The 14708-nt window shown below is 46.8% G+C and carries 12 protein-coding genes and 1 pseudogene; 7 read left to right on the top strand and 6 right to left on the bottom strand.

Annotated features, from left to right (window positions below; translation table 11 throughout):
* Positions 1 to 838, bottom strand: an 838-nt coding sequence (locus RID09_RS13505) for an RNA-guided endonuclease InsQ/TnpB family protein (protein WP_446336450.1), incomplete at its 3' end; no start/stop codon positions are given.
* Positions 839 to 1152: 314 nt separating this feature from the next.
* On the opposite strand from RID09_RS13505, the gene RID09_RS13500 reads away from it, so the two are divergent.
* On the top strand, positions 1153 to 2082 hold the full coding sequence (locus RID09_RS13500; RefSeq protein ID WP_446336449.1) for a retroviral-like aspartic protease family protein: 930 nt from the start codon (positions 1153 to 1155) through the stop codon (positions 2080 to 2082).
* Between the two features lie 38 nt (positions 2083 to 2120).
* On the opposite strand, the pseudogene RID09_RS13495 reads toward RID09_RS13500, so the two are convergent.
* From RID09_RS13495 to RID09_RS13480, 4 genes and pseudogenes are all read right to left on the bottom strand, one after another.
* Positions 2121 to 2237 (bottom strand): annotated as a pseudogene (locus RID09_RS13495) (pyridoxal-5'-phosphate-dependent protein); the annotation flags it as partial.
* Between the two features lie 3 nt (positions 2238 to 2240).
* Positions 2241 to 3155, bottom strand: coding sequence for an Rpn family recombination-promoting nuclease/putative transposase (locus RID09_RS13490; RefSeq protein ID WP_446336448.1), 915 nt, complete (start codon positions 3153 to 3155; stop codon positions 2241 to 2243).
* A 72-nt stretch (positions 3156 to 3227) separates the two neighbouring features.
* Entirely contained in the window at positions 3228 to 3716 is a 489-nt protein-coding gene (locus RID09_RS13485) for a DNA-binding protein (protein ID WP_446336447.1), read from the bottom strand.
* Positions 3717 to 3944: 228 nt separating this feature from the next.
* Positions 3945 to 5597: a DUF3352 domain-containing protein gene (locus RID09_RS13480; protein WP_446336446.1), complete on the bottom strand. Its 1653-nt coding sequence runs from the start codon at positions 5595 to 5597 to the stop codon at positions 3945 to 3947.
* Positions 5598 to 6200: 603 nt separating this feature from the next.
* On the opposite strand from RID09_RS13480, the gene fbp reads away from it, so the two are divergent.
* The 5 genes from fbp to RID09_RS13455 all read left to right on the top strand — a co-directional run bounded on the left by fbp (position 6201) and on the right by RID09_RS13455 (position 13312).
* Complete coding sequence (fbp, locus tag RID09_RS13475; RefSeq protein ID WP_446336445.1) at positions 6201 to 7265, top strand: class 1 fructose-bisphosphatase; 1065 nt, start codon at positions 6201 to 6203, stop codon at positions 7263 to 7265.
* A gap of 100 nt (positions 7266 to 7365) precedes the next feature.
* Entirely contained in the window at positions 7366 to 8523 is a 1158-nt protein-coding gene (tal, locus tag RID09_RS13470; protein WP_446336444.1) for a transaldolase, read from the top strand.
* Positions 8524 to 8704: 181 nt separating this feature from the next.
* Positions 8705 to 10234 carry a glucose-6-phosphate dehydrogenase gene (zwf, locus tag RID09_RS13465; protein WP_446336443.1) on the top strand — a complete coding sequence of 510 codons (1530 nt, stop codon included), beginning with the start codon at positions 8705 to 8707 and terminating at the stop codon, positions 10232 to 10234.
* Positions 10235 to 10439: 205 nt separating this feature from the next.
* Positions 10440 to 11807 (top strand): glucose-6-phosphate dehydrogenase assembly protein OpcA, encoded by a 1368-nt coding sequence (gene opcA, locus RID09_RS13460; RefSeq protein WP_446336442.1) that lies wholly within the window; start codon positions 10440 to 10442, stop codon positions 11805 to 11807.
* A 134-nt stretch (positions 11808 to 11941) separates the two neighbouring features.
* On the top strand, positions 11942 to 13312 hold the full coding sequence (locus tag RID09_RS13455; RefSeq protein ID WP_446336441.1) for a cobyrinate a,c-diamide synthase: 1371 nt from the start codon (positions 11942 to 11944) through the stop codon (positions 13310 to 13312).
* A gap of 86 nt (positions 13313 to 13398) precedes the next feature.
* On the opposite strand, the gene RID09_RS13450 is transcribed toward RID09_RS13455, so the two are convergent.
* On the bottom strand, positions 13399 to 13692 hold the full coding sequence (locus RID09_RS13450; protein WP_446336440.1) for a hypothetical protein: 294 nt from the start codon (positions 13690 to 13692) through the stop codon (positions 13399 to 13401).
* Positions 13693 to 14423: 731 nt separating this feature from the next.
* Here RID09_RS13450 and RID09_RS13445 point away from each other — a divergent pair.
* A complete protein-coding gene (locus RID09_RS13445) occupies positions 14424 to 14582 on the top strand; it encodes a hypothetical protein (protein ID WP_446336439.1) in 159 nt (52 codons plus the stop codon).
* Positions 14583 to 14708: the final 126 nt, after the last annotated feature.

Raw genomic sequence — 14708 nt, 5'->3', positions numbered from 1 at the left:
CGGCATCTTGGACTAGGTGGTGAGCTAGTTTAAAATGAAAGTCTTTGCGGGTGTCATGAATTCGTTGGTGCAATCTAGCAATCTTCAGATTGAGTTTTCGCCAGTTCTTAGACCCTTTTTTCTTGTGCTTCAATCGGCGTTGTAGCAATTTAAGCTTACGGTGCAATGAATCAAAGAATCGAGGTCTTGCGATTAACTCCCCATCAGATGTTGCTAAAAACTTTTCTAATCCTAAGTCAATCCCAATCGGATGACCATGTGGTATTGCATCAGGTATTTGTACATCACACTGTAATGACAGCATGGCGAAATACCCAGAGGCTTTTTTAACTATCCGAACCTGCTTTAAGGTGAACCCGTCTGGAATTGGACGAGATAACCTCATCTTGACCCATCCCAACTCAGGCAACTTGATTGATTCTCCATTGACTGGATTAGTCTTGAACTGAGGGAACACAAAGGAGCGCATTCTTCCTGGTTTTTTGAACCTAGGAAAACCCATCCCTTTCCGACTCATGTCAAGAAACGCTGTTTCAAGTTTCCTCAACACTTGTTGTAAAACTTGGGCATTTACTGATTTAAGTTCAGGATTGTTTTTCCTTGCCTCAGTTAAAGACTTGGCTTGCAAGTTGTAGTTAGGAAATGGTGCATCAGCAGGTATAATGTATTCACAGATGAGAGAGCAAGCGTTAACATCAGATTTCCGAGAATTGAGCCAATCTTTACGTTCGCGTAAAGCATAATTCCATACCTGACGACAAACTTCCAAATAACGCTCAATTGCCGCTACTTGTTCAATTGTTGGCTCAATTTTGTACTCGTAAGTTAATGTCAACACAAGTATCACCTCTTTTCTACAAAATTATATAACACTTTGTAGAAAAAACCAATGCATCTGTAAATTCAATCGGGTTTGACTGAATTGAATTTACCTTGGGGGAGTCCAATGTACCCCCAACCTACTCCACGCTCTCGCTATCGCGTCCCGCTTTGAAGATACGTTGCGTAGAGGATGGGGTTCTATAACTCCCCCTCTCCCCCCACGTTTCGATAGCAACTCTTGATTTTTTTGCCCTCATAAGATAGTGGAGAAAGGCAAAATCATTCGTCATAATGAAAAGAAATAGCTCATGAGCTGTTTGAGCCTATACTATGTCATTTTGCGATCGCGCCGTCATTGTCTTTGTTTCTAGCACCTTAACATTAAACATGGGTGCTTGTAGTCGTCTGGATTCCTCAGAGCGTCTGGAGGAGGACTCTCAACCGATTGTTACCTCGAGTGCGCCAAGTGTTTCCACTCAACCATCGACACCTCCGGAATCAGTAGAAACCACCACACAGCCATCCCCCCAAACCGCCACAGAGATTTATCAACAAGCACTGGATACTGCCTATAGCGCAGCGACGATTAGTCAATCTGCCCAATCGGCTGATGATTGGCAGTTAGTGAGCAGCCGTTGGCAAGAGGCGATCGCGCTTTTAGAATCAGTGTCATCGTCTAGTCCCACCTATGCGATCGCCCAGTCGAAAATCGCAGAATATAAACGCAATCTTAACATTGCCCAACAACAAGCCACTCGTCCTCCTATCCCTGATCCTGAACCCCTAAGTGTCGCCACCCAAACGGTTACTAAAATCCCCAATTCCTCAGACGCAGATGCTGAAAATCCGGCGACATCCGAGAAACCGTTACAGGAAAATAGAGAAACCCAAAAAATCGTTAAAGCGCCAATCAAGGAGCGAATTGGTCGAACACCTGTAATTGAAGTAACCTTTAATGGTGAACAGACCTTTAACATGGTTGTTGATACAGGGGCAAGTGGTACAGTGATTACTCAAGCCATGGCGCAGCGTCTGGGTGTAGTTCCAGAGGGTGAAATTACCGCCGATACAGCCAGTGCTAAGGGGGTTAAGTTTGCGATTGGTCAAGTGGAATCTATCGCTGTGGGAGAAGCGATTCAACAGAATATCCAAGTCGCGATTGGGGGTGCAGATTTAGACGTGGGATTATTGGGTCAAGACTTCTATAGTCACTATGATGTAGTGATTCGAGAAGATGTTGTCGAATTTCAACAACGTTAAGGACAAAACCCTAGCCTTTGAGCTTAATCCATGCTTCTATTGGGAAATAAGGTTTTGGCGGTAATCGCACAGCCAGAAAGTAAACCACCGCCACCACAACAGACGAGTAAGATATCCAGTTGACCGATTTGTTCAATCAGTTCTTGGGCAACGGTACATCAAGACAGCCAGTTGAGTAAATCCTCACGGGTATTAAAATCCCACAGTGCTTCTCCTAAACGTTCTAAATCTTGGACTGTCAAGGCTTCAATTGATGCGATCGCGTCAGCAGGTATTTCTCCAAAACGACGCTCAATCTGTCGCAATAGTAAAGCTCTTTCGCCTTTTGTTATTCCCTCTATTATTCCCTCTTCTATTCCTTCCCTTTTGGCTAAACTCAATTCCCCTCGCCTGTCCTCCAATAATATTTCTTCTTTTTGGATTTCTTCCAACTCTTCAACACTCAAACTAGCTTGATTCGCTATAGTTAAGGCTTTTTCAATTTGTGGTACTTCTCTCAGGTTTTCAGGAATGATTTCTAAGTTGGACGTTTCTTTGATAAAGTAGATCCACTTATCGATTACTGTCTCCAACTCTTCCAGCTTCTTCGTGAATTTTGGCAGTTCCACAAACACTAGCTTTAGCTCATGCTCCTGATAGGGAAGATGTTCGACGGCTTCTTGAAAGTAAAAACAGTTAATTACTTTTTCCGTTGATGAGAATAATTTAAAGTCAGTGATGGTTAAAGCAATGACCGGATTGAGATAAGAATATCCCTGTCCCGACTTGAGCTGATTGGTGTAGGTTTTACACAAGTTATAAATGACTCGTTTTTGAAACGCTTCAACATTCCAAAGTTGCATTTCAATAATTACATTTGTTTTATCGGCTAATACTGCCTTAACATCCAGATAACTATCTTTTAAATTGACCACATTGCCAGGATTATAGGGTTCGATAATTTCTAAGTCCTGGATGATGGAATTACCGGAGTATATCATAGCATTGAGGAAGGAAATTAGAATGTCCTTACTCTCGTTTGAGCCAAAGATTTTCTTGAACGCAAAGTCAGTTTTGGGACTGATGAATCTCATCGGTTTAGCCCGGTTTTGCTGAGTTGTTTGTAAAGGTCTTTATTTTGAGGATAACTCAATTCAACTTCTCAATTAAGACGAGCCGTCCTCCTGCCAAGAAATCACCCTAACGTTGTAAAACGTTTCGATCCAAACCTTAGCACCACATCTGGGACTATCTGGACGATAAACAACCCGGCATCCTCCCGGTATTTCTACCTCATGTCCATACACATTAGTCTTGCCGGTTTGGGGAGCCTGTGCCTTTGTCCCAATCACCGGCGTTGGGTCGCACCACTTTTTGACTGTAATCACCGGCTGGTGTGAGTTGTGTTTTTGATTCTGTCGAATTCTCTGTGAGTTAACGTGAATGATTGTTTTCGCTGGCTTTCTGGGATTGCGCCAACGGGGAGCCGGGCCTCTTTGACCGGGCTTAATCAGCGGTTTGCCGTTAAATAGAGGCATTAACCACATTTTCCCGGTCTTGTAAGCGCCTTCCACTCTACCGGAAATCAGCAGGACTCTCAGTCGAGCGGTAGAGATATTTAAAATTTCAGCGGCTTCTGTCGTACCGACGATCATGTTAACGATAAGGATAGCGTAATAGTTTTGAGTAAGGTAGTTGTAAACAGTTTACCAGCCCACAGCCAGGGATACCTGCCACCCGATCGCCGGGGTAAATTAAACTACGGTATAAGGCTTTAGCCCGGTTGCAGTACATCTGAAAGGGGGAACTTCAGATTTAAAATAACCCAAGCGCGATCGCGGACGTAGTGCAAGTCCTAGCGTCGGTCGGTCAATACAAGTATTTTATCGGTTAATAGTTTTAGGTTCAAGCCTAACAATCATTTCAAAAATATGAGTCGAGGGGTTTTCGTGAGTCGCAGTTCCGCCGATTCCTTGCACGGAATTTAAAATAGCTAAAGCAGTTTGGGTATCGGAGGAAGAGTCAGGTGTTTCTGGGATGGTATTTTCTAGAAAACCATTAACCACAGTCATCGTTTTATCCATATCCAGATAAAAGTAACCATTATTAGATTGAGGTAAATTTTCTGTTACCGCCGTAAACGATTCACTCTGATCTAGAGACGGTTCAGTCTTCGCCAGCATTTTTTCTACCATCGGTTCACCAATCGCGATAAATAGTGTGTTTTGATCCAGCCAACCATATCCTAACCAGGTTCCTTGTCCAGGAATTGTCCACTCAGTAACTGATTGTCCTTGAACCGTTCTCGGTAAAACTTGAATGGTATTTTGTTGAGCGAGGGTATCGAGTTGAGTTAATGTAGCTTGTGCGGTGGCGCGATCGCTGGTTTGAAAGACAATCACCCCACCAAAGCCAACGGGGGCGAGTATCCCTTCTGTGGAGGGAATCACGCCGAGGGCAAATTCCCCATCCATCCAGCCAAAGATATCGTTATCCACGTCTAAATTGATTCTATTGGCGGCACTTCTGAGGCTGTTGAGTCCTTGTTGCAATTGGGGATCGGTTTGGGCGGATTCTGCGATCGCATCCCATCCTTGGCTAATCCCATTTCCGGTTAACAGCATCATCGTTGAAGCGGGGAATTGACTGATAATTTGACCCGGATTGGGTTTAAATTCGACTTGAATTGCCGAGGGTTCAACATTGGCGATGGTTTTCAGGCGGATTCCCACGTCATCAATCCCCATTCCCATTTTGACTGACTTAAACCCTTGCAACTGTTCTAAGGTGGCGGGGGGTAAGGGTGCAACCTCTGGATTATTGGCAACCATCTCTTGCACAAAGGCAGTATAGTCAGGGATATAAAACTTGACGATTGGGTTGAGAATATCGATATCTTGGGAGAATAGCTTAGCAACATCCCCTTGGCTAGCCAGGGACGGTTTTCCCTTAAAACTATCAATGGCTAATTGTACAGGTTTCACATCTTCGGATATGACCAAATGTTGTCTCAAGACGGCTGAATAGAAAGTTTTTTCCGCGTCGGTTGTCTCCAAAATCGTCAACCCGTTATAGTCAATCTCCTGAGTTTTTCCCAGTTTCTCTTCGCGTTTTAATTGGCTGGCAAACTTTAAGAGATTGAATTTATTTTTGATGGTGACAACGGTTAAAATCTGGGAGTCGTCTACAGCTTCAGGAGAAGTAGACGGTAAAACGGCAACCGTGACATTTCCCAGCCAAGGTTCTAAGTCTTTCTCGTAACTAATTTGGGAATCCTTAAAAGTTTCTGCTTGTAAATCGTCCAGACTCTGATTCACTAAAGTTTGTAGTTCTGGCGTGCCAAACTTCTGCAACTGCATCCAAGCTTGAGGGTCAGTGGAAATAAAGCCAACCATCACGGCTTCATCGGGGATAACTTTAGCACTGGCGGCTGGGGTATCTACGACACCCCAAAATCCTTGGGCGTAAAGATAAGCGGCGCCACCTCCTACAGCAACTAGGGTTGTGCCAATTATGAGAAATTTTTTAAATGACATTTTAAATGTCTCCTAACGAGGGCTTGCTGAATAGGTATTGGGGTGAGGGGAGGGAACTTTTAACCGGGAACAGGGAAGAGTTTTCTCATGACTTCAACTCCTAAATTTTAGTTGATTAGTCCTTAACTGAGGTGGGTACTGTAGTGCTCCCCCTGCTCCCTCTGCTCCCCCTGCTTCCCCTGCTTCCCCTGCTTCCCCTGCTCCCCCTGCTTCCCCTGCTCCCCCTGCTCCCTCTGCTCCCCCTGCTCCCCCATCTCCCCCTGCTTTTAGGGCTTAAGTTGACACCAATGACGGGGCGTGCGTCCCTACAGTTTCTGGGTATGAGGCTAATCCATCTTGCTTAGGTGTGCCACGCCGCGATCGCACTCCTGATCCCGAATCAGCCGGATTTGACATCATTTCTATGCGATCTGAGCAACGGCACTGCCGCCGCCAACGTCAAAAGATGTCAAAATTCCTCTAAGGTGAGACGCTGGTTGGTCAATGCCTCTATAAGATAGGGAGTAAAGTGGAAAAGACTACTATGCCAGATTGGTGAGCGAGGCTTCTTAACCCAAGACAGACCATCGCTTACCAACAGCGCGACGATAAGGAGGACAAAATATGGCAGATGTGGAGAGGTCTTTAGTCGAAGAGCATTCTCTGGATCGGGATTGCACAACGCTATCCCGGCATGTTCTGCAACAGCTTAAGAGTTTCAGTGCCGACGCACAAGATCTCAGTGCCTTAATGAATCGTATTGCCTTAGCCGCAAAAATTATTTCCCGGCGGTTGAGTCGCGCTGATTTGGTCGAAGGTGCATTGGGATTTACCGGGAATGTGAATGTACAGGGAGAATCCGTCAAAAAGATGGATATTTATGCTAACGATGTGTTTATCTCTGTCTTTAAACAAAGTGGACTCGTTTGCCGCTTGGCATCCGAGGAAATGGAAAAACCCTACTACATTCCCGAAAACTGCCCGATTGGTCGTTATTCCCTAATCTACGATCCGATTGACGGCTCCTCGAATGTTGATATTAACTTAAATATCGGCTCAATTTTTGCCATTCGTCGGCAACAAGGCGACGACATCGACGGCGAAGCGAAGGATCTGTTGCAGGATGGACACCAACAAATCGCCGCAGGCTACGTGATCTATGGACCGAGTACAATGCTGGTTTACTCCATTGGCACTGGGGTGCATGGGTTTACCCTAGATCCGAGCTTGGGTGAGTTTATTCTGTCCCAGGAAAACATGAAAGTGCCAGAGCATGGACCGATTTATAGCGTCAATGAAGGAAACTTTTGGCAGTGGGATGAATCGATTCGGGACTATATTCGCTACGTTCATCGCCATGAAGGGTACACGGCTCGCTATAGTGGAGCATTAGTGGGAGACTTCCATCGGATTTTATGTCAAGGGGGCGTATTCATTTATCCGGGTACAGTGAAGAAACCGGAAGGGAAGTTGCGTCTACTGTATGAAACAGCGCCCTTAGCCTTTTTAATAGAACAAGCTGGGGGTCGAGCCAGTACCGGCACCCAAAACCTGATGGATGTGGTGCCAGAAAAACTCCATACGCGCACACCGTTGATTATCGGGAGTAAAGAGGATGTGGCGTTAGTGGAGTCCTTTATTCAAGAACGAACACGAGAATCAAAAGACGCGATCGCGGCTGGTTCTTAGCCAGAAGTCAACCGTGACGGATGATTGATGGTTCCTTCGGGAAGAGACATGAGCTTTGCATCCAAAACAATAACCCATAACCTAATTTAGGAGTTTAAGCATGACAGCAACAGCCAATAATCCGATCTTTGAAATCGAAAACAATTACGGTCAGAGTATCTGGATGGATAATCTCAGCCGTACTCTGATCGAATCCGGAGAACTCAAAGAGTTAATTGAGAATCGCGGTGTTCACGGGATTACCTCCAATCCAGCGATTTTTGAAAAAGCGATCGTCGGTAATGCAGTTTACGACGCCGACATCGAAGCTGGGATTAAAGCCAAAAAATCGGTGCAGGAGATTTATGAATCCCTCGTCTTTGACGATATTCGCAACGCTTGTGATATTCTCCAACCGATTTATGAGAAAACTGGTGGTCTCGACGGTTACGTCAGCATTGAAGTTCCCCCCACAATCGCCAAAGATACCGAAAGCACGATTAATGAAGCCCGTCGGTATTATCAAGCCATTGGTCGGGAAAACGTAATGATTAAAATCCCCGGAACCCCCGAAGGCTTGCCCGCCTTTGAGCAAGTGATTAGTGAAGGGATTAACGTCAATGTTACCTTACTTTTCTCAGTCCAAAGTTACATTGAAACCGCTTGGGCCTATGTCCGAGGCTTAGAAAAGCGGGCAGAGAAAGGAGAAGATATTAGCAAGCTAGCCTCAGTTGCCAGTTTCTTCCTCAGCCGGATTGATAGTAATATTGACGATCGCATCGACGAAAAACTCAAAGTTGGGGTTGACCGAATCGAGAAAGAGGCAAAACTGAAACAGGTGAAAGGCAAAGTCGCGATCGCGAATGCCAAAATCGCTTATCAGAAATTCAAAGAAATTATCCAAACCGATCGCTGGAAAGCCCTGTCCGCCAAAGGTGCCAACGTGCAACGCCTCTTGTGGGCAAGCACCAGCACCAAAAATCCTGACTACAGCGATGTCATGTACGTCGATGAGTTGATCGGTCCAAATACTGTCAATACCCTACCACCGAATACAATCGAAGCTTGTGCCGATCACTGTTCTCCAGACAATCGGATTGAGACCGATGTGGAACAGGCGCATCAGTTAATTGACAACCTCAAAGATCCCGATATCGCGATCGATCTGGATCAAGTGATGGATGAACTACTTGATGAAGGTATTGACAAATTTGTCAAGCCCTTTGAGTCCTTAATGTCCTCTCTGGATAGTAAAGTCAAAGACTTGGCAAAGGTATAACGGTTCCCTTGCGGGTGAGGTACACCCTACTGTAGGGGCACCATCCTTGCGCCCTTTGAACCTAGGGTTGGAACCCACCTCTGTCACGGTGTAGGGGCGGGCGCGAGTCAAATCTGGGTGAGGTCAAAAACGATAATAGTCAAACCCGCCCCTACAAAAAATTCAACAATCAAAACTCAAAATGGTGACATTTACAGAAAATCCCCTGCGCGTTGGTTTACAACAAGAACGGAGTCCAGAACCACTAATTTTAGTGATTTTTGGTGCATCGGGAGACTTGACCCAACGCAAGCTAGTACCCGCCCTGTATCAGCTCAAACGCGAACGACGGCTTCCCGCCGAAATTACAATTGTTGGTGTAGCCCGTCGAGAATGGAGTCATGACTATTTTCGGGAACAGATGCGGGAAGGGATCGAGGAGTTTTCTGATGGAATTCACTCCGAACAACTGTGGAACGATTTTGCTGAAGGGCTATTTTACTGTCCCGGTAATATGGATAAGCCGGAAAGCTATCAGAAATTAAAAGCATTTTTGGCAGAACTGGATGGCAAACGGGGGACGCGGGGAAATCGGGTATTTTATCTAGCCGTTGCGCCTAAGTTTTTCCCCGAAGCCATCCGCCAACTGGGGACAGCCGGAATGCTGGCAGATCCGATGAAGCATCGCCTGGTGATCGAAAAACCCTTTGGTCGAGATTTGAGTTCAGCCCAAATTCTCAACCGGGTGGTGCAGCAAGTGTGTCGTGAGGATCAGGTGTATCGGATTGACCACTACTTGGGCAAAGAAACTGTTCAGAATCTCTTAGTCTTCCGCTTTGCCAACGCCATCTTTGAACCCTTGTGGAATCGCCAGTTTGTCGATCACGTTCAGATTACCGTAGCCGAAACCGTGGGCGTCGAAGATCGAGCGGGTTACTATGAAAGCTCAGGTGCACTGCGGGATATGGTGCAGAACCATTTGATGCAACTGTTTTGCTTGACAGCAATGGAACCCCCCAATTCCCTGGATGCAGATAGTATCCGGACTGAAAAGGTAAAAGTAGTGCAGGCAACACATTTAGCCGATATTAATAACTTAGAATATTCAGCTGTTCGGGGTCAGTACAAAGCAGGGTGGATGAAAGGGGAGGCAGTACCAGGATATCGAGAAGAAGAAGGCGTTGATCCCAACTCCATCACTCCCACTTACGTGGCGATGAAACTCCTGATCGATAACTGGCGTTGGCAAGGTGTTCCCTTCTACCTGCGGACAGGGAAGCGGTTACCGAAGAAAGTTAGTGAGATTGCGATTCAATTTCGCGATGTCCCCTTACTGATTTTCCAATCCGCCGCTCAACAAACCAGCCCCAATGTGCTAACGATGCGGATTCAACCCAATGAAGGCATTTCCCTGCGATTTGAGGCAAAAATGCCGGGTCCGCAGCTACGTACCCGCACAGTGGATATGGATTTTAGCTATGGCTCATCCTTTGGCATGGCGACATCCGATGCCTACAATCGATTATTACTCGATTGTATGTTGGGGGATCAAACGTTGTTTACCCGTGCCGATGAAGTGGAAGAAGCATGGCGGGTGATTACCCCAGCCCTATCCGCTTGGGAAGCACCCACTGACCCCAAATCAATTCCCCAATACGAAGCTGGGACTTGGGAACCCACGGAGGCGGAAAACCTGATTAATCGGGACGGACGCCGCTGGCGTAGACCCTAGCCGGGGAGCAGGGGGAGCAGAGGGAGCAGAGGGAGCAGAGGGAGCAGAGGGAGCAGAGGGAGCAGAGGGAGCAGGGGAAGATTGAATGATCATATTGTTATGTTTCGCCCTGATGTTAATAAACCCGCCCCGTCTAAAGTTATGTATTCCCTTGTCCCCGTTTTCTGTTCCCTCTTGTTTGAAAAATAACGAAGGATAAATAACGATGGTACAATCTCCTCCAATTCTTTCTCTACAATCGCCCAAAGAGATTTCCTTACATGAAATTGAGGAAGAACTTCGGGATATCTGGCAAAGTTACAGTACAACCGATGGGAACAGCGATGTTCCCACTGCTGTACGGGCAACCACCTTTACGTTGGTGGTTTACGAGCCCGAAGAAACTCAACTACTTTTAAGCGCATTGGGATATTATTCAGGTCCGATTGACGGAATTATCGGACCGCGCATGTTTGCCGCGCTCAAAGCCGCACAGAAAGCTTATGGACTGCCTAGAACTGGCAAGGCGGATGAAAAAACCAAGACAAAACTGCGCGAAGAGCATAATGAACTACATCAGCAACAGGCAAATGGAAATGGGGAAACCAAACGGCAACCCTATTCGGCTGATATAGAAGGATCGGGAATTGCTGATGCGATCGCGGCAGCGAATCCTTGTCGGATTATCGCCCTATGCCCCATTGTCGGTGAAGATGAAGGGGTGAATGTTCAAGTCTCTGCCTCTTGTCCCATTCAAAAGCACAGTAAAAGTACCCTGGTTTGCTGCGAATACATTACCTTGAGTGGCACAACGGCAGCTTTAGAGCGTCTCGGGGGTATGATCTGTGAACTGATGATTGATGATCTACCTAAGTTTGTTTGGTGGAAGGGAACACCCGATCCGGATTATGGGTTATTCAAACGACTGGCTGGGGTTAGCAATAGCGTGATCGTTGATTCGAGTGCCTTCCAAAAACCAGAAAGTGGGTTATCGCGACTACAGGAATTCATCACCCAAGAGATACCCATGGCTGACCTCAACTGGCGGCGGTTAGCCTCGTGGCAAGAGTTGACGGCTGAGGCATTTGATCCGCCAGAGCGTCGCTCTGCCCTCAAAGAGGTTGACCAAGTTACCATCGATTACGAGCAAGGCAATCCCGCTCAGGCTTTAATGTTTCTGGGGTGGTTGGCGTCTCGACTCCAGTGGCGTCCGGTTTCTTATCAGAAAGAGGGTGGGGAATATGATATTCGACGGGTTAAATTCACCACTCCCGAACATCGCACTGTAGAAGCTGAATTAGCCGGGATTCCCACGGTTGATGTGGGAGAAGTGGCGGGAGATTTGATTAGCCTACGTTTGGGTTCAACGAATATGGACGCTGACTGCTGCACGGTGTTATGTTCAGAAACCACCGGTTGTATGCGGATGGAGGCACATGGCGGGGCGCAATCGTGCCGTATTCAGCAGGTTACTCCGATGTTTGACCAAAAAACGGAGCAGTTGTTGAGTCAGCAGTTGCAACGTTGGGGTCGCGATTTGCTGTATGAAGAAACTCTGGCGGTGGCTGGGCAGATCCTGAAAGCTGGGAGTTAGGGATTCGGTATGGGTGTGGGTAAATGGGGGAATCGGGGCGGGTTTAGTTGCATCCCTTGTCAGGGAAGAAACGATAGTAGTAAAACCCGCCCCTACACATTCACGGGGAATGCCCCAAATGTTCCCACATTTCTATGGCTTTAATCATTGCTGGTGAACGAAGTGGGGTGGGCAAAACAACGGTGACGCTTGCCCTACTTTCGTGTTTATCGCGGCGGTATTGTCGAGTACAATCCTTTAAAGTGGGTCCGGATTACATTGACCCGATGTTTCATCAACGGGTGACGGGGCGTGCCTGTCGCAATTTAGATCCGGTGTTAACGTCCGAATCTTATGTTCAAGCCTGTTTTAACCGTCATCTGGACGGCGTAGACTATGCTGTGATTGAAGGGGTGATGGGGTTGTTTGATGGGGCATCAGGACGCGATGATGTTGCCAGTACAGCGCATATTGCCCGACTGTTACATGTTCCTGTGCTGTTGGTTTTAGATTGTAGTCGCTTATCTCGCTCCGTCGCCGCGATCGCACAGGGGTATCGTTCTTTTGATCAGAGCATCCAAGTGGCTGGGGTGGTGTTGAATCGAGTGGGGAGCGATCGCCATTTAGAATTACTTCAAGATGCCCTAGAACCCCTACAATTACCCATACTCGGTGTACTCCGGCGTCAGGATAGTCTGACGATTCCCGATCGCCATCTGGGTTTAGTTCCCACCGATGAACTGACTTTTCTTTTTCAGTTAATTGACCAACTGGCTGATATTGGCGAAACTTGCTTTAATTGGGAGCATTTATTGCCGCTGTTGAGGGCAGATCGTCATGATTCAACGGTCAACCATCAACCCTTAACCCCTGGTGTCTCTCAACCCATTACCCGAATTGCCATCGCTCGCGATCGCGCCTTTAGTTTCTACTATCAAGATAATCTGGATTTATTGCAAAAATTGGGAGCCCAATTAATTCCCTGGAGTCCCCTAGCAGATACCACGTTACCCGAAGGTGTGCAGGGACTTTATTTTGGCGGCGGCTTCCCCGAAGTATTTGCTCAGGAATTGGCGGATAATATCGAGGCGCGTCAGGCGGTATGGAATGCTATTGTTCAAGGAATGCCCACCTATGCTGAATGCGGCGGTTTGATGTATTTATGCCAAGAGGTTATAGATTTTGAGGAAAAATGTTGGTCGATGGTAGGGATATTACCCACAAAGGCGGTAATGGGTAAACGTTTAACCCTGGGATATCGTCAAGCAACAGCATTACAAAATACACCCTTAGTATTAGCCGGTGAAAAAGTTTGGGGACATGAATTTCATCGTTCCCAGTTAACCGCAACTCCTAAGCCTCCTTTATTTGAAATCCAAGGATATGAGCCGAAGGGGAAAGTGAGTATTGAGGGGTGGAAAATGTATCAGATACATGCATCCTATATTCATTTGCATTGGGGAGAAAAAACAGAGATTCCTGGGCGTTTTTTGAAATATTGTCAGCAATTTAATTCACGTTCGTAGGTTGTAATTTGTCCTAAGTGATGCGAGCCTATCAACTCCTCGCCAAGAATAGAGACGCGCCATGGCGCGTCTCTACATGCTTCCCCCTAGTCTACGGATTTAACCCTTTCAACCTCACCGCTTTCGTCTCCCCCTGACAGATCCAAGCGCCCCAGAAGTAAGGATGGGCAAGGGGTTGATCGGTTGGAAAAAGTTGCCGATTCTGGGGTAATAATCCGATGCTGTAATTCTATGTCCTCCGCTACCAATTCCATCACCCTCACTAACCCCTCATCTACTAAATTAGAGTGACGGTGTAATATCTCTACTTCCTTGCCCTTGGGACAATTTAGCAGTGTTTGAATTAGATTTAAATAGCCTTGAATTCGTTGTTCGTCCATAGTTAATAATTCTGTAGGGGCGCAAGGCTTGCGCCCAGTTTTGAGATGTGTTGGCGAAGGGTAACTTATCCTTCATAAAGGCTTTGGTGGGTTACGGCGGATTGTTCCATTTCCGGTTATGTGCCATAGTTTTATTCCCGCCTAATCCACGATGGCGGCGTGGCACAGCTAAAATTGCGGCATAGATTTGACGGTTTGATGGGCGCACGCCATGCGCCCCTACAATGCTAATTCACACCTTTACCCAACACGATTAGCCTCAAAATCTCACCCGCGAGACTCGGAGACTCGCCAATGACGCTCTGAGTCTCGCCAATGACGCTGTGAGCGTGGGTGAATGACACTCTGAGCCTCGCCAATGACGCTGTGAGCGTGGGTGAATGACGCTCTGAGCCTCGTCAATGACACTCTGAGCGTGGGTGAATGACGCTCTGAGCCTCGCCAACGACGCTTTGAGCGTAGGTAAAGGACACTCTGAGCCTCGTCAACGACGCTTTGAGCGTGGATAAATGACACTCTGAGCCTCGCCAACGACGCTTTTAGCCTCACCGATACAATTCCTCAACCCCTTCAACCTCAATTACACCGTCACCTGATACGCCATCCGCCACAGTTGAGAGTCGCAGTCATCCTTTAAATAGTCCAATAACCCCGTTAAATGCCCTTCCTGCAATTGTAATAATGGTTCACCCGGTTTCGGTAGCCAGTCTAACTCTGGTAAATTCCGGGTAATGACTGCTACGATTTCCTCCCAACCTGTCGCACCTGTTAACTTAAAATACCGACGACGGGAACTGGCTAAGGGTAACGTTATTCTTCCTCCTGAATGTCGCCATTCTGGTGCAAATCCAGAGGGAGATAAACACCAGAGTTTCCCCGATTATAAATAGGGAAAATTGAGCTGGAAACCCCGGTTCTACTTAGATCTACATTATTCTATTTCCGGAACGGTTAATCTATTGAACGCACGTCAGTTGGGGGGCATTCCCTTCTCAGATCTGGGAATGAAAGGGAGG

It is taken from the genome of Coleofasciculus sp. G1-WW12-02, from assembly GCF_040219735.1.
GTDB lineage: Bacteria > Cyanobacteriota > Cyanobacteriia > Cyanobacteriales > Coleofasciculaceae > Coleofasciculus.
The sequence above is the reverse complement of the archived record's forward strand: the minus strand, read 5'-3'. Positions and strand labels throughout refer to the sequence as shown.